The following is a 20,770-nucleotide window of genomic DNA, read 5'->3' as shown; positions in this document are numbered from 1 at the left end:
GGGGTAGAGAGTAACCTCTTTTGGCGACCGCGGAAGGAAAGCCGGGAGGGAGTACCTATAAATCGCTGCTCCTCTTGCGTGCTACTATGTCGCAGGAAGTTACTCGGTTCGGCGACGAGTCTAGCCTTCCGCCCACGGCGAGGCAAGCGTTGCAGACGTTCAAGGCGGGCGCGCTGAGTACCGGGCTCATGGTCTTTATTTTTCTCATCGCGGAGGTGGAGACGCGGTTCAACCTCGGCGTTCCCGCCGCTATCGCCAAGTTCGTCGGGATGCCCGGCCAACTGTATCTCGGGTTCGGCGTCTTCGTCGTGGCCGGCGTCGTCGTCTGGCCGCTACTGTTCGCGGTCATCGAGGAACGGCTCACCGTGCTTCCGGGTGGCGACGACATCGCCATCCGTGGAGTGCTTTTCGCACTGGTGCTCTGGGCCGCGTTCCTCACGCTCGGGTCGGCGGGACTCCAACTCGGCGGGGCGTTTCTCGTGCTCTATCTCGTCTTCACATTCATCGCCCACGTCGTCTACGGCTACTCGCTCGGCGTGCTGTACGGCCGATTCACCCGGTGACTAGTCGAGTCGGTCTTCGAACCACTGCCACTCGCGGGTGAAAAAGCCGTCTTCTTTCAGGTTCCACACGTCCGCGTCCGTGACGACCGGCCCCTTCCGGTAGGACTGAAGCATGTTCCACACCCAGACGGCCGTGCCGAGCGCGATGAGAATCGCGCCGACGGTCGCGACCTGCTGGAGCGGTTCGAACCGCTCTAAGTACTTCGCGTACCGTCGCGGTTGGCCGAGCATCCCGATGACGATGAGGGTGTTGAACGTGACGGTCACGCCGATGAAGGTGAGCCAGAAGTGGACTTTCGCCAGCGTCTTGTTGAACATCCGACCCGTGAAGAGGGGATACCAGTAGTAGACGGCGGCGAACATGGCGAACGGAATCAACCCCATGATGATGAGGTGGAAGTGGCCAACGACGTAGTAGGTGTCGTGGTAGACGAGGTCGACGGGAATCGAGGCCAGGAAGACTCCGGTGACGCCGCCGACGATGAACGTCGCTATCGACCCCACACAGAAGAGCATGGGGGCTTCGAGACGGACCCGTCCGTTCCACATCGTCGATATCCAGTTGAACACCTTCACGGCGCTTGGTACGGCGATGGCCAGCGACACCGCCATGAAACTCGCCCGGATGCGGGGGTCGATGCCGGTGGTGAACATGTGGTGGGCCCAGACGCCGAAGCTCAGGACGCCGATGGCCAGCGTCGAGTAGACGACGAACTTGAACCCGAACAGTTTCCTGCTCGAAAACTTGGGCAGGATGAGACTGACCAGTCCCATCGGCGGTAGGACGAGGATGTACACCTCGGGGTGGCCGAAGAACCAGAACAGGTGTTGCCAGAGGATGGGACCGCCACCGTTCAACGCGAAAAACGCCGTCCCGAAGTTCCGGTCCAAAAGCAGCATGACGAGTGCGCTCCCGAGCAGCGGGAACGCGAACAGGATGATTCCGGCCTGGGTGAGCAGCGTCCACGAGAAGATGTCCAGGTCGCGCCACTCGACGGCGTCGCCTCTCTGCGTGAACGTCGTGGCGATGATGTTGACGGCTCCGATGGTGGTGCTGACTCCAGAGAGGTGCAGACCGAGCAACATCAGGTTGATCGTTGGATTCGGCTGTTGCCGCGAGAGGGGGGTGTATATCGTCCATCCCGTCTCGGGTGGTTTGAGCGCGAAGAGGGGCTCTGCTGCTGCCGCCCCCAGAATCGGTTCGACGACGTACCCGCCGACGTCGGAGATGAGACCGAAGCGAACGAGCAAGAGCGCCGGTGGCAGGAGCCAGAATCCGATGGCGTTCAGTCGCGGGAACGCCATGTCGTCGGCGTCTAAGAGCAGGGGGAGAAAGTAGTTGGCGAAGCCGAACAGCACGGGCGTCGCGAAGAAAAAGAGCATCGTGATGCCGTGCATCGTGAACAGACCGTTGTACGTCTCGGCGTTCCACACGTCCACGTTGGCGGTGAACATCTCCGTTCGCATCATCATCGCGTCCGTCCCACCCCAGAAGAACGCCACCGCTCCGAGGAGGAGGTAGAGTGCGCCGATGTCCTTGTGGTCGACCGTCGTTATCCACCTGACGAGACCGGACGGTTTCCCGTATCCCGTTTCGAAGCCGGTGACATACCCGCCGTCGGCTTTGGTGGCTGCTTTTTCGTCGGTAGTCGTATCTGTGCGAGTGTCGGGTGCGGTTTCGGGGCTATCTATCGACCGCGTGAGCCAGAGTGCGACCGCTATCAGCGTGAGACCGAGGAGCGTCCCAGCGGCGGCCTGACCGAAGAGATTCATGTGTGTGAACGAGTTTTCGTCGATTGCGATGGTTTCCGTGCGATGCGGGTCGTACGCCGTGGTTAGGAAGGTCGTTCCTTAACCGTCCGGGCCATTCCCAGAGTTTGAAAACGCCCCCGGGTTTTTAGGTAGATTTCGAAATCGGGACGCCGACCACCGGTCGCTTCGTCTGCAGGAGGACCGACTGGGTGATGCTTCCGAAAAGCACCTTCTTCGCAGGAGTCCGTTTCTGGCTGAGACCGATGACGATTTCGTCGGCGTCGCGTTCGTCCGCGAGGGTCAGGAGGTCGTGTGCCGGGTCGCTGGCGTGGGTGTTCTGTTCCAGTTCTACCTCGAACCGTTCGCCGAGACGGTCTTCGAACACGCGGAGTGCTCGTTTCCCTTCTTCGACCGCCTCGTCGTCGTTTCCGCCGTGGAGCGAGTTCACGACGGTTACGATGTCGGTCGCGTCGAGTCGGGACTGCAGGTACTCACAGATGCGCTCGCTCGTCTCTACGTCGTCCGTTCCAGCGACGATACGGGCCATGTGGGGGGAGAGAACCGGCACCGGTATAAACCGGATGGCAGCGGTCGTGACACGTCGGTCGTTCGTCATTCTCCCACAACTATACAATCTCGCCGGGACGAACTGACTCGTATGGAGGAGGTCGCACGTCTCGCGGAGGAACTCCGGGTTGCCGACGCCACGGTCGCACTCACCGGTGCCGGTGTGAGCACTGCATCTGGCATCCCCGACTTCAGAAGTGAGTCGGGCGTCTGGAACCGGTTCGACCCCAAGGATTTCCACTACCGGCGATTCCGGACGGACCCGGCAGGGTTCTGGGCCGACCGACTCGAACTCCACGAGACGATGTTCGGCGATGACGTCGAACCGAACGCCGCCCACGACGCACTCGCCGACCTCGCGGCAGGCGGTCACCTGGACGCTATCGTCACGCAGAACACGGACGGATTGCACGACGGAACGTCCGCCGAACTGGTCGAACTGCACGGAAACGCTCATCACGTCGTCTGTCAGGCGTGCGGACGTCGGACCGACGCGGGGCCGGTCAGAGCGCGCGTCGAATCGGGAGAGTGCCCACCGCGCTGTGCGTGCGGTGGCGTCTTCAAACCCGATGTGGTGTTGTTCGGCGAACGACTGGACGAATCCGACCTTCAGCGCGCCCGCGAGCACGCGCGGCGGGCCGACGTGTTCCTCGCCATCGGTTCGTCGCTCAGCGTCGAACCGGCGGCGTCACTGCCGCGAATCGCTGCCCGGAGTGCGACGACGGCAGTGATCAACCTGGAGGAAACGCCGGTCAGTTCCCGCGTCGAATTCGACCTGCGCGGTGACGTGACCGAGGTGCTTCCCGAACTCGCGGCCCGCGTCGAAGACGGCACGTGACCGAGACGAACGTTTATGCGCCTGGGAATGTAACTAAAGACCGTTACGTATGGCGTCGTTCGGTTACGGTGCAAGCGTCCTGGTGATGGGATTCGCGCTGGTCGCGCTCGCGTTCGGACTCGCGCGTGGGTGGAACTGGAAACGATACGCGGTTGACGGAAAGACGCCCGACGTAGAGGAGAGACTTCGAGCGTTCGCATCGAATCCCACCGTCTGGGTGGCCGGATTCGTTCTCGGTGCGCTCGTCGCTGGCGCGGGGGCCGTCCTCTTCGTCAGTGGCGAGACGGTCCCGGCAGCCATTCGGCGAGGTGCGTCGACGGCCGTCGTCGCTCTCACGGTCCTGGTCGGCGCTGGGTACGTCTTCTGGGGGACCTACCAGTCGTCGCGGTACCGGGGGCTGGACAGTGCACAGGCCACCCTCGCGGCGCTCTGGGTCTGGGCTTCGCTGTTCGTGCTGGCCGTCGTCGTGAAACTCGTGATGGGCTAGAGGATGGAGTACGACGCCGCGAGCGTAAGCGCGAGCGCGGCGAGCAGTCCCACCAGCACGACGAACGAAATCGACCGTGGTTCGTATCTGAGATGCTGATAGTAGCCCGCGACGAACAACGCTTTCACGAACGACAGCGCGACGATGGCCGCGAACCCCGTCCAGTAGGCGAATCCCGCGAACTCGACGAGCACCTGTGCAGTCGCCAGCACGAACAGGAGGACGTATATCGCCGTGTACAGTTTCGTCTTGGTCATGGTTACAGGATGTAGAAAAGCGGGAAGAGAAACAGCCAGACGATGTCCACGAAGTGCCAGTACAGCCCGAAGTACTCGACCGGTCGTTCGTCGTCCAGGTAGGCCCCGCGCCACGCTCGGGCGACGAGGTATAGGACGACGAACAGGCCGACGATGACGTGTGCTGCGTGCAGTCCGGTCGTCAGGTAGAACGTCGACGTTCGGACGTTCGCAGAGAGGGTCAGCCCTTCGTGGAACAGCTCCTGCCACTCTATCGCTTTGTTCACGAGGAACGCCACTCCGAGGGCGAACGTGACGACGAGACTCGCCACGAGTCCCCGTCGACTGTTCCGCTCCGCTGCCACGAGTGCCAACACGACGCTGAAACTGCTCGTCAGCAGCAGGTAGGTGTTCACGAGACCGGGCAGCGGGTCGTGGGGAACCGGATGCCACTCGACCCACCCGGAAGCGACGCGGATGAAGACGTACGACCCGATGAACGCGCCGAACAACACCACGTCGGAGGCGAGGAATATCCACATGCCGAGTTTCGTGTTCTCGACACCTTCGAAGGGCCAACTCTCGCCGAACGGCCCCTCCGGTCCGTGGAATCGCTCGCTCGCCATCGAGACGAGCGCGAACAGCCCGAGCGCGAACCCCCCACCGAGCGCGACGAGGTAGGCGACTCCCGCCGTGCCGCCGACCAGGCGGCCCTGTTCGAACCCGGACAGACCGAGGAAGGTGAAAAACGCCCCGACGCCGACGACGAACGGCCAGATGCTCGCGTGGTCTTCCCCGTGTCCGACGCTGGCCACCCCGCCGTCGGGTTCGACGCCCGACGAGACGCGTGATGCGTCTCCCTCGCCCCCGTCCGTCGCGCTCGGCTCGAATCGGAGCGACCCCCCGGCGAAACTCGGACTGCCGGGGAAGTTGTCGAGGGGCGGTGGCGAGGGAATCGCCCACTCGGTCGTGGTCGAGAATGCCCACGGGTTGTCCTCCGCCGTCTCGCCGGAGACGAGGCTCTTCGAGAGGTTGTAGAACATCACGAGAAACGACACGCCCAGGACGAACGCGCCGACGGTCGCGAGACGGTGCCACGGGACGAAGGCGACGTCGTAGACGAAATCACGGCGGGGGGTCTCCCAGGCGACGAACATCGGGAAGTAAAGCAGGTTGAAACCGACGAAGTACAGCGCGAAGTGAACCTTGCCGAGGAATTCGTCGTACATCCGCCCGGACATCTTCGGGAACCAGTAGTACAGTCCACCGACGAGTGCCGTCACGCCACCAACCATCACGTAGTGGAAGTGCGCGACCACCCAGTAGGTACCCCGGAACTCGTAGTCCAGCACGACCGCACCGAGGAAGACCCCCGTGATGCCGCCGATGATGAACAACAGGAGTGCGCCGAACGAGAAGAGAAACGGCGTCGTAAATCGCACCCGTCCCTTCATCATCGTATAGATGAGCGCGAACACCATCAGGTCGAACGGAAGCGAGATACCGATGGTGGTCGCCATGAACAGCGTCTTGATCTGGAGGTTGATGCTGGTCAGGAACATGTGGTGCATCCAGACCAGGAAACTCTGGAGCGCCACGAGTATCATCGCCAAGATGAACCACTTCCGGCCGACGAGGCGCTGACCGGTGAAGGTCTGGAACGTCTCGGCCATCACGCCGAGCGCCGGGAAGAAGACGATGTACACCTCGGGATGACCGAAAAACCAGAACAGGTGTGCCCACAGCAACGAGCCACCGGCCTTCGCCGTGAAGTAGGTCGTCCCGAGAATCCGGTCGGACGAGAGGATGAGCAGTGCCGCGAGCAGAGCGGCGAACGCGAAGAGCATCATCCAGACGGTGAGCAGTATCGTCCACGAGAAAAGCGGCATCCGCCAGAGCGTCATCCCTTCGGCTCGCATCCGGTGCATCGTCGTCAGGAAGTTGACCGACGAGACGGTGACGGAGGCGACGAAGAGGGTCAACGCCAGCACGCCGGTCGTCGCTCCCACGCTCGGCGTGTAGACGGGGAGATTGAGCGGTGCGTACATCGTCCACCCGCCGGACAGACTGCCCCCCAGGAAGAACGACACGCCGAGCAAGAGCCCTGAGAAGAGATAGAGCCAGTACGACAGCGCGTTGAGTCGCGGAAACGCGAGGTCTTTCGCGCCGAGCTGTAGGGGGACGACGTAGTTAGCGAATCCGAACGCGAACGGCGAGAGGAACCAGAACACCATGATGAGACCGTGTGTGGAGACGGTCTCGTTGTACGACAGCGACGAGAGGATACCCGTTCCCGGCGTCCACATCTGAACGCGCATCAGCAGCGCCAGGACACCGCCGAAGAGCAGGAAAAAGAGCGCGGTGATGGTGTAGAGGATTCCGACGTCCTTGTGGTTCGTCGTGACGAGCCACCGTCGGACGGAACTGGTCGGCGGGAACGCGCTGTGATGGGTTTCGTCGGTCATGCTGTCGAATTGGTGGTCGTGGGACTGGTCGTCGTCGTGCCGTTCGAATTACTGGTGGTCGAGTCGTTCGTCTTCGCGTACCACTCCCGGTATTTGTCCGGTTCCATCACGACGACCTTCGCCGTCATGTAGGAGTGGCCCGACCCGCAGAGTTCGAAACATCGCGCCGCGTAGGTGCCCGTCTCCTCTCCGATGAACCATGTGTCGGTCTGCTGGCCCGGTATCGCGTCCGTCTTCACCCGTAGCTCGGGGACGCCGAACGTGTGGAACACGTCGTCCGAAGTGACCGTGAGTTTCACCTCCTTCCCACGCGGTGCCCGCAATGTATCGCTCTCGTGACCGTTGGGATAGATGAACGTCCAACTGAACTGGGTGCCGACGACTTTCACGTTCAGGACGTCCTCGTGTTCTGCTGGCGAATCGTCCTCGACGTAGAGGAGCGTACCGTACGTCCAGAGGACGAGTGAGACGACGATGATAGCGCTTAGACTGAACGAGTAAAGCAGTTTCCGCCCGCCCTCGTTCCCGCTCGGGAGTTCGCCGAGCGTCGGAGGCGTAAATTCGTGTGACCCGTTACCGTCCCGGTACTTGTACGCCGTGTAGAGCATGTATCCGATGACGACGACGCCGACGAGGACGCCGAGAACGAGAAAAACGACGAAAATCTGCTGGAACACCTCTGCTCGCGTTCCGCGTGGAATCAGTCCACTGGATTGTTCGTGTAGGGGTAAGAGACGGATGTACCCCATCATCTCTTTATCTTTAATGAACTTCCATTTACTTAGTAGTTCCGGGGATTTTTACTAACTATTTTCTATTTACTTAGAGCATTTGAAGGACATTACTAACTATACCCTCTCTATTTAGCTATATCGGATATTCAGACTGGGAACGTTTTTGCCGTTCGGGGTGGTAAGGACTCCCATGGCAGATAATGATACACAACCCGTCGTGGAGGTCAGTGACGAAGTCGCAGAGCCGGACTTCGACAACCTCACGGGCATCGTCGTCGACGGTTTCATCGGCGCTATCGGTGGGTTGGTCGGCACGGCAGTCATGACTGCCGTGCTCATCGTCGCCGCGAGCATCGACGCGTTCGACCTCAACTCGTTCGTCGTGCTCGCCGACCTCACTGGAGCAGGGGGGCTCTACCCCGCGAATCCGGCGGCGGTCGGGTACATCATCTTCCTCGGCGGCGGGATGATAACGTGGCCGCTCCTGTTCGCCTCCATCGGGACGTACCTCCCCGGCGAGAAGTACGCCACGAAAGGCCTCCCCTACGGATTCGTCCTCTGGACCGGGTTCTCGCTCGCGTTCTACGACGGCTACACCGGGATGTTGCTCGTCCTCTATCTCCTGCTCACGCTCCTCGGCCACTTCGCCTACGGCTTCGCGCTCGGTGCCGTGTTCGACTACCTCTCGAACCGCCCGACGACGTTGGTGTGAGTCGCCTCTCGACCCCGATTTTCGAACTTACTCGTCGTAGGGCCACCGCCCGCCGATTTTCAACTCTTCGACGTAGCCGTCGTCTATCTCGTCTCTGATGTCGTCGCGGGACTTGTGGGGTATCTCGCGTCCTTCCTCTGCCAGCGCGACCACCACGTTCGTCAACACGAGCGCCAACGCGCGCAGGTCGCGGATGTCCAGTTTGTCCAGCGTGTCGGCGTGGGTGTGGCCCCACCCGCGCCCACTGCCCTCCGAGCGCGAGTAGGCCATGACCGCCGGGACGCCCTCCTGGACGAACGCCCACTGGTCGCCGTGCGGGCTGATTCCTTCGTGCGTCGAGAGTGGCACGCGCAGGTCGTCGGTCACCTCCGCGAACGTCTCGCCGAGTTCGTCGAACCCGTTCGTTCCCACGCCGAGGTTGCGGGAGTTCCCCGCGCCGTCGATGTTGACGACACACTTCACCGAATCCAGGTCGTGCGTCTCGGCCCAGTGGTAGGCACCGTACAGACCGATTTCTTCTGACCCGAAGGTGACGAGGCGAACTCGCGTGTCGAGTTCGACCTGTTCGAGTAGCCGTCCGATTTCGGCGACCAGGGCGCTCCCCGCGCCGTTGTCGTTCGCACCCTCGCTGATGTCGTGGGCGTCTACGTGTGCGGTCACCAGTACTTTTTCATCGGTGTCCGGGCCGACGACCGCCTCGACGTTCCGCGAGTCGGTGGGTTCGTTCCGGCAGTCGACCGAGAGGGTCGCCGTCTCGCCCTCGTACTCGCGGCGCAAGCGTGCCCCGATTTCGGCAGAGACGCCGACCGCCGGAATCGGTCCGGGGCGGTTGTGATAGCCCACCTCGCCGGTCGGTGGCAGACAGCCCTCGACGTGGTTGCGGAAGACGAACCCGACCGCCCCGGCGTCCGCCGCGCTCGCGTACTTTTCCATCCGGTGAATCCAGCGGTCGTGGCTCTCGGGCGTCTTGCTGGACGCCATCACTATCTTTCCGTCGAGGTCGCGTTCCTCGAAATCCTTCGGGAGACCACACCCCACGTCCACGAGTTCGGCCGTCGCATCGCCGCTCGGCGTTCCCGGGAGTGCGATGACCTCGTGGTCTGCCGTGAGCGTCTCGTCTCCGAGCGCGAGCGACGACGACCCGCGCCACCAGCCCGGAATTTCGAACTCGTTTATTTCGACCTCGCGTGCGCCAGCGCGTTCGAAGGCGTCCACGACGACACGCGCTCCCTCGGCTTCGCCCTCCTGTCCTGCCATCCGGTTGCGAACCGCGACCAGCGATTCGAGCGTCTCCCACGATTCGGTGCTCGTGACGGCGTCGCCGACGACCGGCTTGGGAATTCGTGACATACGTCTCCCTCCCACTCGGCTACCAAGAACCTCCGGAACCCGGCACGCCTTACAGCCAATCGATGCCTTTTCGGCCCAGCCTGCGTGTCGTTCGACGTGTTCGACGACTTTCGTGGGTTCCGTCGCGCCGTCTACGTCGTCGCCGTCGGACAGTTCATCAACCTCTTTGGCTCCGGCATCGTCTATCCCTTCGCCACCCTCTACTTCTACGGCGAGGTCGGCATCCCCTTCACGCTGGTCGGAACTGGTCTCCTGGCGAACAACGTCGCCACTGCGGTCGGCACGACCGCCGGAGGGTATCTCGCCGACCGCTACGGTCGCAAGCCGGTGATGACGGCGAGTATGGCGCTCTCGTTTCCGACCCTCGCGGCCTACGCGCTGGTTCAGACCGCGCCGGCGTTCGTCGTCGTCGCCACGGCGGCGGGGCTCACGCTGGGTCTGTTTCCCCCCGCGAGTCAGGCGATGGTGGCCGACCTGACCGTCCGCGACGACCGTGAACGCGCCTTCGGTCTCCTCAAGGTCGCCAACAACGCCGGGTTCGGGTCCGGGTTCGTCGCCGGGGGCGTCCTCTACGGACTGGCGAAATCGGCCGTCTTCGTCGTCGACGGCGTGACCTGCGGCGTGGTCGCGCTCTTGCTCGCTGTCGCACTGCCGCGGTCACACGATGGGGACGACTCCGCCTCGGTCGGTCGAACCCTCGGGAACTGGTCACGAGCGGTCACGCATCCTCTCATCCTGTGGATCGCGGTCCTGAACGTCGGCTTCGCGGTGGCCTACGCTCAGATGCAATCGACGGTTCCGGTGTTCGCACAGTCGGCGCTGGGGCTCTCGAGCGAACAACTCGGAACGCTGTACGTGCTGAATCCCCTCGTCATCGTCCTCTTCCAGATGCCGGTCGTCGCTCGCGCGCGCCGGTGGCGGCGCACGCGAGGACTCTTGCTTTCGACCGGGTTCTGGGCCGCGAGCTTCGTCGCGATAATCGTCGCCCACTGGACGCCGCGCGCCCTCGGAGTCGCGCTCGTCGGTGCGTTTCTCGTCCTCAGAACCGTCGGCGAACTGCTCCACTCGCCCATCGTGACCGCGCTGGCGAGCGACGTGGGCGAGCGTGACGTTCGGGGCTCCCAGCTTTCCGTCGTCGAAGTAGCGAAGCGACTCGGCTTCGGTGTCGGCTCCGTGGTCGGCGGAGCCTTCTTCGATGCGGGCATGGAGAGCGTGCTCTGGCCCGTCCTCGTGGGGATGTGCGCCGTACTCGCGCTCGGGACGCTCGCACTCGAAACCCGCGTCACGCCGAGTGCGAACGGTCGGCCACTGGCCGACAACTGAACCACTTTTTTCCCATCACGCCGTACGTCGCCTATGGACAGTTCTGAGCAGTCTGCGGCGGCGCGACGGGCGGTCGAACGCCTCGCAGACCCGGTGCTCGCGCTCGACGGCGACTGGACGGTCACGTACCGGAACGACCCTGCATGCGAGCTCCTCGGACTCGGATTCGGGGAACGGCTTCCGGACTCGCTTCCGACGACCGTGGGCGAGACGATTCTCGACCACTGCGAGGCGGCGATTCGTCACGGCGAACCGCAGTCGTTCCGAATCTCGCTCGGCGAGACGCAGTACGAGATTACTGCCCATCCCGACGACGAGTGTGTTACGCTCGTGTTCCACGAGTTCGACGTGTTCGAGGACGTGACCGCAGAACTCGAACTGAAAGAGCGAGCCATCAACGAGGCACCCGTCGGAATAACCATCGCCGACGCACACCGCGACGACAACCCGCTCATTTTCATCAACGAAGCGTTCGAGGAACTGACGGGCTACCCCGAAGACGAGGTGGTCGGTCGCAACTGTCGATTCCTCCAGGGTGAAGACTCCGATGCCGACGCCGTCGCGGCGATGCGAACCGCCATCGACGCCGCCGAACCCGTCTCGGTCGAACTCCGGAACTACCGGAAGGACGGCGAGCAGTTCTGGAATCGCGTGGACATCGCGCCGGTTCGCGACGAGACGGGCGACGTCGCCCACTTCGTCGGCTTCCAGACCGACGTCACGGACCGAAAACGCGCCGAGTTCGAGGCCCGACGGCGGGCCGACGAACTCGAACACCTCCTCGAACGCATCGAAGGATTGCTCGGAGACGTGACGAGCGCGATCGTGGAAGCCTCCAGTCGCGAAGCCATCGAGGCGGCGGTCTGTGACCGCGTCGTGAGCGTCGACCCGTTCACACTCGCCTGGGTCGGCGACCGCGACATCAGAACCGACAGCGTCACGGTTCGAGCGATGGCGGGCGACTGTGACCCCGACCCCGACCACCCCATCGTTACGCAGACGCTCGAAACCGGCACGGTGCAGGTCGCCGAGGTCGGAATCGAGGGGTGTGCCGCAGTCGCCGCCGTCCCCCTCGTTTACGACGACACGGAGTACGGCGTACTCGTCGTCTGTGCCGCGGAACCGGACGCCTTCGACGAGCGCGAACAGGTCGTCTTCCGGTCGTTGAGTCGGGCCATCGGAAGCGCCATCAACGCCCGCGAGACGCGCCGCATCCTCATCGCCGACAGCGTCGTCGAAGCGGAGTTCTCGTTCAGGAGTTCTGAGTTGTTCTTCGTGGACGTCGCAGAACGGGCCGACGCGGAGATCACCTACCGCCAGTCGGCGAACCGCGACGACGGCTCCGTCGTCTCCTTTTTCTCGGTTCGCGGGGCCGACCCCGACGCGGTTCTCACGGCGGCCGAACGCAGAGACGACGTACGGGAAGCCAGACTGGTCGCCGAACACGACGGGGAGGCGCTGGTCGAGTTCGTCCTTCCGGCAGGAACGTTCGTCTCGACCATGTCGGATTACGGCGGGAAGACGCAGGCGATTTCCGCCACGCCCGAGGACTCGCGGGTCGTCGTCGAGTTTCCCCAAGAGGCCGACGTTCGCGGCCTCGTCGAGCGACTGAAAGCGTCGTATCCCGGGACGGAACTGCTCGCCTACCGCCATCGTGAACGGCCGGCGCGGACGAAAGCGGACTTCATCGAGAATCTGACCGACAACCTCACCGAACGGCAACTGACCGCACTACAGAAAGCCTACGTCAGCGGTTTTTTCGACTGGCCTCGCCCCGTCACCGGCGACGACCTCGCGGAGTCGATGCGAATCTCGCGTTCGACGTTCCATGAACACCTGCGGGCCGCGGAACGCAAACTGTGTGCGGAATTTTTCGAGGACGCTCCGGAGTAGGCACTCCCCAACCGATTTCGATTCCTCTACGTTCGCCGGCAAACACGGCCTAATTCCGCCGAAGGCGTCACATAACAATATAGGCAGTCGTGAACGTCTGAGCTATGCCCGGCGTAACAGGTGGCACTGTCAGCAGTCGAGCACTCGGTGAGATGTTCGACGCGATGGACGACGAACCGTGGTACGAGACTGCCGAACTGCCCGCAGGAGACTGTCGAATCGGCCTGGTCCATCACGGACAGAAAGACGAGAATGGCTGGACGACGTGGGACGACGGTCGCCGTGCTGGCGTGCTCCACGGCGTGGTTTCGAACCGCTCGGAACTGGGACTCTCGACCGCCGAGATTTTCCGACGCGTCCTCGACGACCCAGACCGAATCCTCCCGCAACTCAGCGGCCCGTTCTTGCTCGCGGCCGCCGACCGGTCGTCGCTCGTCGTCGCGACAGACAAACTCGGGACGCGGCCCTGTTACTACTCGACCGTCGACGGGTTCCTGTTCGGCAGCGAACTCTCATCGCTCGTGACGCGCCTCTCCGACCCACGAATCGACGACCGAGCGGTGAGCGACCTCCTGTTCATGGGGTACGTCTTCGGTCGGAAGACGCTCGTGAACGACGTTCGATCGCTCCGTCCCGCTTCCTACCTGCGATACGACGACGGCAACGTCGAGACGAATCGCTACTGGGAACCCGACTTCGGTATCGCACCGCAGGCGGGGTACGTAGAGGAGGCAGTTCGACGGTATCGCCGCGTCGTCTCGAACGTCGCGGATACCATCGATGGCCGGGCGGGGGTGTGGCTCTCCGGGGGACTCGACAGCAGGACTCTCGTCGCCGCCCTGAGAGACGAAATCGGCCCCGTCCAGACGTTCACGTACGACAACTCGGTGACACAGGAAGACCGTATCGGGGCAGAGCGCGTCGCCCGGTCGCTCGAACTCCCGAACCAGTTCTGTGAGTACTCCGCCGAGGAGTTCGTGACCGCCATCGACCGGGGCGTGAGCATCATGGACGGGATGTTGCAGTGGTCGTTTTTCGTCAATCTCCCCGCGGCGCTGAACGACGTCTCCGGACAGGTAGACGTCCTGTTCGAGGGAAGCAGTCAGGGTGAATTTTTCGGCGACGTGATGTATCGCTCGCACCTGACGAGTAAACAATCGGTCGACGCGCTGGTCGCCCAGAAAGCGCAACTGTCTCCCGCCGACGTCCAGACGCTCCTTGATTCCGACGTGATGCCAAAACAATCGCTGGGTCGTGTGGTCGAACGGAGCACGCAACCGCAGCGCGAACATCGCACACTGGACGCGCTCTGGGAGATATTCGCCGACTCACACTTCCGGTCGAACCGCCTCTACCGGAGTCAGGCCGGAACGCGGGTTCCCTTCGCCGACGGCGAGTTCATGGACCACGTGGCTCGAATGCCCTACGACCGGTACCGAATCGGGTCGATTCCCGGCACTCGCGGCAAGATTCCGTCCGCCGTCGCACCGCTCAAACTCGAAGTCGCTCGCCGGGTCGCCGGTCCCGCGAAAAGCGTTCCGTACAACCGTACGAAACGACCGCCGACCTCACCGCTCGCGCTCCACGCGGTGGGATTCGTCGCGGACAACGTCAAAAAGCGAGTCGTCGGCCCGGACACCTGTCGGATGGGTCGCTGGTACAGGGAAAACGAGACGATGCGAACGTTCGTCGACGGTCTGCTCGACGATGCCTGCGAGCGCGATCTGTTCGATTCGGACGCGGTGCGTGACCTCCAACGCGAGCACCTGGACGAACGTGCCGACCATCTCCAGCCGATTTCTGCGCTCACGACGCTCGAACTCTGGGCACAGAAACACCTCGACGCACTTCGACCCACCGCCGGTCAGCGCGTTCCCGTCCGATAGCCGTCAGCGTAAACTTAAGAATATCATCTTACATTGAACTCGAATCAGAAGCTTCAATAATGGTCGATTTGACGTTCTGGGTGCATGGCACGCGACGAAATGGCAAGCAAGACTCGATTAGAGACATCACTGCTCGACCGACGGTCGTACCTCCGATTGGCAGGTGCGGCAGTCGCGTCGGCGACGGGGGTCGTGGCGAGTGGAACCGCGACCGCCGCGAACTATCGCACCATCACCCTCTCGGCTGGTGAGACCAAGACGATACAGGTCGGAAGTGGGGAGACGTTCGAGAACGTCCTCATCGACCAGAGTGCCGACGGTGCGCAGGCGAAACTCGTCGCCACGGGAAGCGACTGGACGATTCGAAACGTCGGCTTCCACGGGAAGGCGGTCGGTTTCGGCGACGGAAGTTTCTATCAAATCATGCCGAGAGTCGACGCCGGAGGCACAGGCGTCATCGAGAACGTCTACCTCGGCGACGGGTGTGAGAAAGTGGACGGTGAGACCGGGTACGCTGGCGGTATCTGGGTGCAAGACGAGCACGCGGGTACTCTGACGATCAGAAACTGTAATCTCCAGCGATTCTCGAACAACGGCATCTACGCCAGCGGCCCGGGGGTGCCCGAACACGCGACCGGAAACGGTCCAGTACAGGTCGAGGGCTGTTACGTCGCCAACTGCGACATCGCCAACGTCCGACTCGGTACGCAGGGGTCGTTCATGCGAGACAGCGTCATCGAGGTGACCGGCGACGGGCCACAGAACCGAAACGGACCGAACCGGCGCGGCTTCTGGGGCTGGTACGCCGACATCGCGGTGAAAAACAGCGACATTCAGGTCGGTGGTTCCGGTGCTGGCTACGCCGTCAACGGCGGCTTCCACGGCGGAAGCGTCGCCGTGAAGAACTCCGACGTGACCGGCGGCACGACGGGCGACGTGTCCACGACCAATGTCGGAGCGTCTCCCGACACGTCCATCCCGGTCGGTGTTCCAACCGAGGCGAAACAGGCGGCAGCGGGCCGCGGAAAAGCGAGAACCGACGGAAACTCCGGGAACGGTGGCCGTTCCGGCAACGGCGGTGAATCCGATACCAACGGTTCCAGCGACGGTGGACGTTCCGGCAGTCACGACGACCGACCCGAAAACCTCCCGAAGACCATCACTGTCTACGGTGGTCGGCCCGATGCCCCCGCTTCCTACAGCATCTCGGTCACCGGTCGTATCGCGCCGAAAGCGGGTGGCGCTCCGGTCGAATCGTCGGACGAGGTTCGAAAGCGAACCGTCGACGGAGTCGTCGTAGGTGCTAGCGACTGCTACCAGTTTTCGGGCCGACTCGACGAACTCGACGTCGAGGACGGCGCGATGGTGTTCGTGAGCAGGTCCAGCTGAGTTCACCACTAATAGAAAACATTCACTTTTGATTGTTGTCTCGGTGGGCCGTCCACGGGACGTGTTTCCCACGAACGGGCATCGCAGTTCGCCGGAGCGGGCGAGTCGACGCGGAGACGATGGACTTTCGAGTCGACTCAATACCCACGCGAACGTACTCAACACCGAATTCGTTCTTTATGCTTTGTTGTAAATTCTTATATTTAGTATTACGTAGATGAATTTATGACTCCCTGGCACGACAGTGGCGATAGAGGCAGGTCAGTAGTGGACAAAAACTAACCGACCGAACGATGGGCGAGACGGGTGACGACCGTCGGTACACGCTTTTTCTCCCCATTCTTGGCGTCCTGTGGTTTACTTGTCTCGCGTATCTGGATCGGAGTACCGACGCCGGGACCGTCGATTTCGTCGCCATGACGGCCGGTATCGGCTGATGGCCGGCGGTGCGTTCTGGTTTCTCCGAGGGGCCGACGACGAGGACGAGGAGGCCGAAAGACCGAGGCTGACGGAGCGCTAACGAGTACCGATGGTGCAACTCAGTGCGCTCCTCCTCGTCTCCCTGTTCGTCGTTTGCGCACTCCTCGCGGTCGGTGGCTTGCTCGTCTACCGATGTCGCGTGTCCGGCGAGTGGCAGCCACGGGACCTCCTCGATGCGGAGCGCGATGCCGGTATCGACGAGGAGTGGCGTTAGTCCCGCCACTGCGAGTGCAGTTCGGTGTGTCGTGCGCGCTGGTCGGGGTCGGTGATGACCGCGGTCATCCCCTCACGGTCAAGTGCGTATCGCCGTTTCTCGTCGCGCCCGACGAACGACCGCTTTTTGAGTTCCGACAGGAGGCTTTGAATCTGCTCAACGGAGGCCGTCACCTCGTCCGCGAGTTCGTGGACCGTCATCGGGCCGTCCCTGGCGAGTGCGGCGACGATGTCCCACGTGTGACTTTCGTTACAGAGTGATTCCCGACGTGCGGCCGCTATTCGAACCACGACGGGGCTCGCGTTCGCCAGTTCCACGAGCGACGCCGAATCGGGATTCGGCTCCCCCGAGACGGCGCTGCCGAGTTCCTGCCCCCGTTGCCGGAGTCGTTCCTGGTAGGCGGCGACCGGGTCCTCGGCTTCCGAAATTGGGGTGAGGTCCGCATCTTCCCTCCCTCCGTCTTCGTTCGTGGAGTCGTCTGTCGCCGGTGCGTCGTCTCCCGTCGCTTCGACGTCCGTCGTTTCCTCCGTCCGCTTCGTCGCTGTCACGTCGGGCGAGTCTTCGCCATCGGACTCGCCCACCTCGAACGCGACCAGGTCGGTCTGGTCGTTCTCGAGTTCGTCGATTCGAACTTCGAGTTCATGGATACGCTCGTTTTTCTCCCGGAGTCGCTCTTCGAAGTCCTCCGGGCCTCCCACATCGCCGTGGGCGAGCGCGTTCGCCATCTTACGCGCGGCGGCGGAGACGTCCCGCGCCGTCTGGAGTTCGTTTTCCAGATCGGCGATCTGCTCTTGCTTGCGCTCCAACTTGCTTTCGAGTTCCGCTACTCGGTCGTGTTCTTGCTCTTTGAGTTCCGTGATTCCTTCCAGGTCTTCCATCAGCGCGTCGCTGACCGACTTGAGTTCCGGGCGCTCGAAGTCGTCCAACCCCGGCGTCGCACCCGCGTCGAAGGTTCGCTTACGGTTGAACTGCACCCGCCGGATGCTGCTGTCGGTCCAGTCGGTCTGGACGAACCCCTCGCCAGCGTTCAGGTCGGGAACCGCCTCGCCGTACTCGTCGCCGACGATTCGGCTGACGACCTTGGTGTCGTTCTCCCACGTCAGGCGGTGCCAGACCAGCCAGTTCGCCTGCGTGATGAAGTCTTTTTTTACGTCGGCGGGACGCTGGCTGATGCCCATGATGCCCAGTCCGTGTTTCCGCCCACGCTTGCCGACCTTGATGAGCATCTTGCCCGTCTCGCCCATCCCGCCGCCTTCCGGAATGTACTCGTGACACTCCTCGACCACCAGCAAGAACGGCTTCTTTAGCTTCTTCTCCTTGGCGAACAGGTGACGTGCCGTCTCGCGGATGAGTTCATCGGCCTCGTCGTCGTCCAGATACCCCGACACGTCGATGATGACCGGGACGTTCTGGTCGAGCGCGAGCGACGCCACTTTCTCTGCGTGTTCGGCCCCGACCTGGATGTCACACTCTTCGTCTGCGCCGACGTGTAAGAGCTCATACTCTTCTTTCAGTCCGTAGTACTCACCGTCCGCATCGATGATGGCGACCGGATACCCGGCGTCCAGCAGCTGCTCTACGATGACTGACGCGGTGTTCGACTTCCCCGACCCCGATTTCCCGGTGACGAACCCTCTTCCCGTCAGGATTTCAACCACTGGAATCGTCACCTCGGAGCCGTCCGAGACGAGGTGCCCCACCGACAGTTGCTGTTCGTTGTCCATTTTCTCGCATACTGATATCGACAGATGTTCCTTGAACTTTTGCATCAATCGTGATGTTAGAATGACGAGTGGGCCGAACCCGGATTTCAGTGATGACCCTCTCGGACGCCACAACCACTTTCCTGCCGGCGTCCGAACTCTCGATAGGTGTCCAGCCATGCCGATACCAGGAGACGACACGTTCATTCAGGACGAACTGGAGGAAGCGGCACCGGACGACGAGGAAGGTCAGTCCGAGGAGAGTGAGGAGGCGGAAGGGGAGAGCGCAGAGAGCGAGGGTACCGAAAACGAGGACGAGGAGAACTGACGTGACTCGCGTGGCCGTCGTCGGTGCTGGTGTCGCCGGACTCGGCGTCGCGTACGCGCTTCGAGACGACGCAGCCGTGACCCTCTTCGAGCGAACCGACCGCGTCGGCGGTCGCGCAGCCACGCGAACGCGGGTCGGACGTGTCTACGACACCGGAGCTAACTACGTCAAAAGCGACGACGAGCGCGTCTCCCGCGTCGTCCGTGAACTCTCGGACTGCTCGGATGAACTGGTCGAAGTCGACGGGCCGGTCTGGACGTTCGACGTGGACGAGACGGTCGCCGAGGGACGCGACGAGGACACGCCGAAGTGGACGTATCGTGACGGTATTGAAACCCTCGGCGAGCGACTGCTCGACGCGAGTGGAGCGACTGTCCGACTCAACACGCGAGTCACCGGCCTCCGTCGAGACGGACGGTGGTACGTCGAAGACGCCGATGGGGACAAGTACGGCCCGTGGGACGATCTCGTTCTCACGCCGCCTGCGCCGGTCACTGCTTCCCTGATAGACCTTGCGGACTGGGACGACGACCTGCGACGTGACCTCCGTGAGCACGTCGGCCACGTTCCGTATCGCACGATTCTGTCCGTGGCGCTCCACTATCCGTTCGAACTCGACCGGCCGTACTACGCACTGGTGAACACGGACAAGGCCCACGACGTGGGCTGGGTGGGCCGCGAGTCCTGCAAACCCGGTCACGTTCCCGACGACGAGAGCCTCCTCGTCGTTCAGATGGCTCCAGCGTGGTCGGCGGAACACTCCGACCACGAGGACGCCGACGTCGCCGCAGCGGTGGCAGACAGGGTCGCAGACCTCTGTTCCGACCACTCGCTGGCGGCCCCTGACTGGTTCGACGTGATTACGTGGCGAGACGCGCTGCCGGACAAGGGGGCCGACCGGGACGTACTCCGACAGGCGGAAGACGAGCGTCTCTGGTTCGCCGGCGACTGGGTCGCCGGTGAGGGGCGAGTCCACCTCGCGCTGAGCTCGGGTCTCGACGTGGGCGACCGAATCGCCGAGCGCAGAAACGCGGGTTAGCGCGGGACGTCGGTGTGTTCTCGCAGGGGTGTCGCCGCCTCACGATGCCGTGCGTACAGCGACTCGGCCCACTCTCGAACGTCGGGGTCGTCTGTGTCCGCGAAGACGCGGAGCACGCCCATGGCGTCGTATCCACCGATTCCGACGCGCTCGTCGAACAGCGCCAATCCGAACGGCAACTCGTCGTGGACGAACAGTTCGAGTCACCCGCTCCCGATGGCGTCGTCTATCTCCTCACTGTGGTCCGACAGAATCTGGTCGACGACAGTCGGGAGATAGACGATTTCGGTCTGCATCCCATCAAAGATACTGGCGCGGATTTCGTGTGCGTACATCGGTGCGATGCTCGTCGTGTCGAATCCTCGAAGCGTCCCGGAATCCTGTAGCAGGGAGACGAATCGTCGAAGCGGTCGGCAGGGGTCACCGACCGCCTGCGTCGTAATCGTCGCGACCGTGAGCAGTTCCACTTCGAGACCTGTTTCGGCGAGCGACGGCAACGGTGGCTCCAGTCGGACTGCTAACTCGACGGTCGTCTGTAGTCGTTCGACCTCTCCTGCGGCGACGTCTCCGAGCGGTGTCAGTGCGTACTCTCCGTCGGTTCGCTCGACGAGTGCGTCCTCGCGTAACTTCCGGGCGATTCAGTGGGTCGTCGTCCGCGAGACTCCGAGTTCGGTTTCCAGTTCACTCCGAGTCAGTGGCCGGTTCCGCAGTGCCCGGAGTGCACCTGCTCGTTTAACGACGGTGATCGCGAGTTCCGCTGTTTCCCCCTCTGCCATTGGTTAACTCTCTCCGTTCTCTTTTATAATATTTC

Annotated in this window: 20 protein-coding genes and 1 pseudogene; 12 read left to right on the top strand and 9 right to left on the bottom strand. The window is 62.7% G+C overall.

Going from position 1 to position 20,770, the window contains the following annotated elements:
• Positions 1-86 precede the first annotated feature (86 nt).
• Complete coding sequence (locus tag ACR3FF_RS09100) at positions 87-563, top strand: DUF6789 family protein (protein ID WP_458187681.1); 477 nt, start codon at positions 87-89, stop codon at positions 561-563.
• Here the strand turns inward: ACR3FF_RS09100 and ACR3FF_RS09095 are convergent, their stop codons facing one another.
• Positions 564-2,336 (bottom strand): cbb3-type cytochrome c oxidase subunit I, encoded by a 1,773-nt coding sequence (locus ACR3FF_RS09095; protein ID WP_458187680.1) that lies wholly within the window; start codon positions 2,334-2,336, stop codon positions 564-566. It lies immediately after the preceding gene.
• 124 nt (positions 2,337-2,460) lie between these two features.
• Entirely contained in the window at positions 2,461-2,862 is a 402-nt protein-coding gene (locus tag ACR3FF_RS09090; protein WP_458187679.1) for a universal stress protein, read from the bottom strand.
• 111 nt (positions 2,863-2,973) lie between these two features.
• On the opposite strand from ACR3FF_RS09090, the gene ACR3FF_RS09085 reads away from it, so the two are divergent.
• Both ACR3FF_RS09085 and ACR3FF_RS09080 read left to right on the top strand, forming a co-directional pair.
• Positions 2,974-3,720, top strand: a complete 747-nt coding sequence (locus ACR3FF_RS09085) for an SIR2 family NAD-dependent protein deacylase (protein ID WP_458187677.1) — start codon at positions 2,974-2,976, stop codon at positions 3,718-3,720.
• A gap of 49 nt (positions 3,721-3,769) precedes the next feature.
• Complete coding sequence (locus ACR3FF_RS09080) at positions 3,770-4,207, top strand: hypothetical protein (protein ID WP_458187675.1); 438 nt, start codon at positions 3,770-3,772, stop codon at positions 4,205-4,207.
• On the opposite strand, the gene ACR3FF_RS09075 is transcribed toward ACR3FF_RS09080, so the two are convergent.
• The 3 genes from ACR3FF_RS09075 to coxB are packed head-to-tail and all read right to left on the bottom strand — an operon-like array spanning position 4,204 to position 7,660.
• Positions 4,204-4,464 (bottom strand): cytochrome C oxidase subunit IV family protein, encoded by a 261-nt coding sequence (locus ACR3FF_RS09075; protein ID WP_458187674.1) that lies wholly within the window; start codon positions 4,462-4,464, stop codon positions 4,204-4,206. The two genes, ACR3FF_RS09080 and ACR3FF_RS09075, sit on opposite strands and share 4 nt — an antisense overlap.
• A gap of 2 nt (positions 4,465-4,466) precedes the next feature.
• Positions 4,467-6,908 carry a cbb3-type cytochrome c oxidase subunit I gene (locus ACR3FF_RS09070; protein ID WP_458187673.1) on the bottom strand — a complete coding sequence of 814 codons (2,442 nt, stop codon included), beginning with the start codon at positions 6,906-6,908 and terminating at the stop codon, positions 4,467-4,469.
• On the bottom strand, positions 6,905-7,660 hold the full coding sequence (coxB, locus tag ACR3FF_RS09065) for a cytochrome c oxidase subunit II (RefSeq protein ID WP_458187672.1): 756 nt from the start codon (positions 7,658-7,660) through the stop codon (positions 6,905-6,907). The genes ACR3FF_RS09070 and coxB overlap by 4 nt, the downstream gene beginning before the upstream one ends.
• 172 nt (positions 7,661-7,832) lie before the next feature.
• Between coxB and ACR3FF_RS09060 the strand changes: the two genes are divergently transcribed.
• Complete coding sequence (locus tag ACR3FF_RS09060) at positions 7,833-8,354, top strand: DUF6789 family protein (RefSeq protein ID WP_458187671.1); 522 nt, start codon at positions 7,833-7,835, stop codon at positions 8,352-8,354.
• Positions 8,355-8,381: 27 nt separating this feature from the next.
• Here ACR3FF_RS09060 and ACR3FF_RS09055 read toward each other — a convergent pair whose 3' ends face one another.
• A complete protein-coding gene (locus ACR3FF_RS09055) occupies positions 8,382-9,704 on the bottom strand; it encodes a M28 family peptidase (RefSeq protein ID WP_458187670.1) in 1,323 nt (440 codons plus the stop codon).
• A 96-nt stretch (positions 9,705-9,800) separates the two neighbouring features.
• Here ACR3FF_RS09055 and ACR3FF_RS09050 point away from each other — a divergent pair, with 96 nt between their 5' ends.
• From ACR3FF_RS09050 to ACR3FF_RS09025, 6 genes are all read left to right on the top strand, one after another.
• Positions 9,801-11,027, top strand: coding sequence for an MFS transporter (locus ACR3FF_RS09050; protein WP_458187669.1), 1,227 nt, complete (start codon positions 9,801-9,803; stop codon positions 11,025-11,027).
• Between the two features lie 33 nt (positions 11,028-11,060).
• Positions 11,061-12,920, top strand: coding sequence for a bacterio-opsin activator domain-containing protein (locus tag ACR3FF_RS09045; RefSeq protein WP_458187668.1), 1,860 nt, complete (start codon positions 11,061-11,063; stop codon positions 12,918-12,920).
• Between the two features lie 104 nt (positions 12,921-13,024).
• Positions 13,025-14,806: an asparagine synthase-related protein gene (locus tag ACR3FF_RS09040; protein ID WP_458187667.1), complete on the top strand. Its 1,782-nt coding sequence runs from the start codon at positions 13,025-13,027 to the stop codon at positions 14,804-14,806.
• An 84-nt stretch (positions 14,807-14,890) separates the two neighbouring features.
• Positions 14,891-16,195, top strand: a complete 1,305-nt coding sequence (locus tag ACR3FF_RS09035; RefSeq protein ID WP_458187666.1) for a hypothetical protein — start codon at positions 14,891-14,893, stop codon at positions 16,193-16,195.
• Between the two features lie 293 nt (positions 16,196-16,488).
• Complete coding sequence (locus ACR3FF_RS09030) at positions 16,489-16,632, top strand: hypothetical protein (RefSeq protein WP_458187665.1); 144 nt, start codon at positions 16,489-16,491, stop codon at positions 16,630-16,632.
• 92 nt (positions 16,633-16,724) lie between these two features.
• Positions 16,725-16,889 carry a hypothetical protein gene (locus tag ACR3FF_RS09025; RefSeq protein WP_458187664.1) on the top strand — a complete coding sequence of 55 codons (165 nt, stop codon included), beginning with the start codon at positions 16,725-16,727 and terminating at the stop codon, positions 16,887-16,889.
• On the opposite strand, the gene ACR3FF_RS09020 is transcribed toward ACR3FF_RS09025, so the two are convergent.
• Entirely contained in the window at positions 16,886-18,613 is a 1,728-nt protein-coding gene (locus ACR3FF_RS09020) for an ATP-binding protein (protein ID WP_458187663.1), read from the bottom strand. The genes ACR3FF_RS09025 and ACR3FF_RS09020 overlap by 4 nt on opposite strands.
• Before the next feature lie 157 nt (positions 18,614-18,770).
• Between ACR3FF_RS09020 and ACR3FF_RS09015 the strand changes: the two genes are divergently transcribed.
• Positions 18,771-18,920, top strand: a complete 150-nt coding sequence (locus tag ACR3FF_RS09015; RefSeq protein ID WP_458187662.1) for a hypothetical protein — start codon at positions 18,771-18,773, stop codon at positions 18,918-18,920.
• 1 nt (position 18,921) lies between these two features.
• Positions 18,922-19,959: an NAD(P)/FAD-dependent oxidoreductase gene (locus tag ACR3FF_RS09010; protein WP_458187661.1), complete on the top strand. Its 1,038-nt coding sequence runs from the start codon at positions 18,922-18,924 to the stop codon at positions 19,957-19,959.
• Here the strand turns inward: ACR3FF_RS09010 and ACR3FF_RS09005 are convergent.
• Positions 19,956-20,426: pseudogene (locus ACR3FF_RS09005) on the bottom strand (transcriptional regulator FilR1 domain-containing protein). The gene ACR3FF_RS09010 and the pseudogene ACR3FF_RS09005 sit on opposite strands and share 4 nt — an antisense overlap.
• Before the next feature lie 171 nt (positions 20,427-20,597).
• Positions 20,598-20,735, bottom strand: coding sequence for a hypothetical protein (locus ACR3FF_RS09000; RefSeq protein ID WP_458187660.1), 138 nt, complete (start codon positions 20,733-20,735; stop codon positions 20,598-20,600).
• Positions 20,736-20,770 lie beyond the last annotated feature (35 nt).

Source organism: Haladaptatus ordinarius (assembly GCF_054177595.1).
This window is presented reverse-complemented; position numbering and strand designations above follow the sequence as displayed.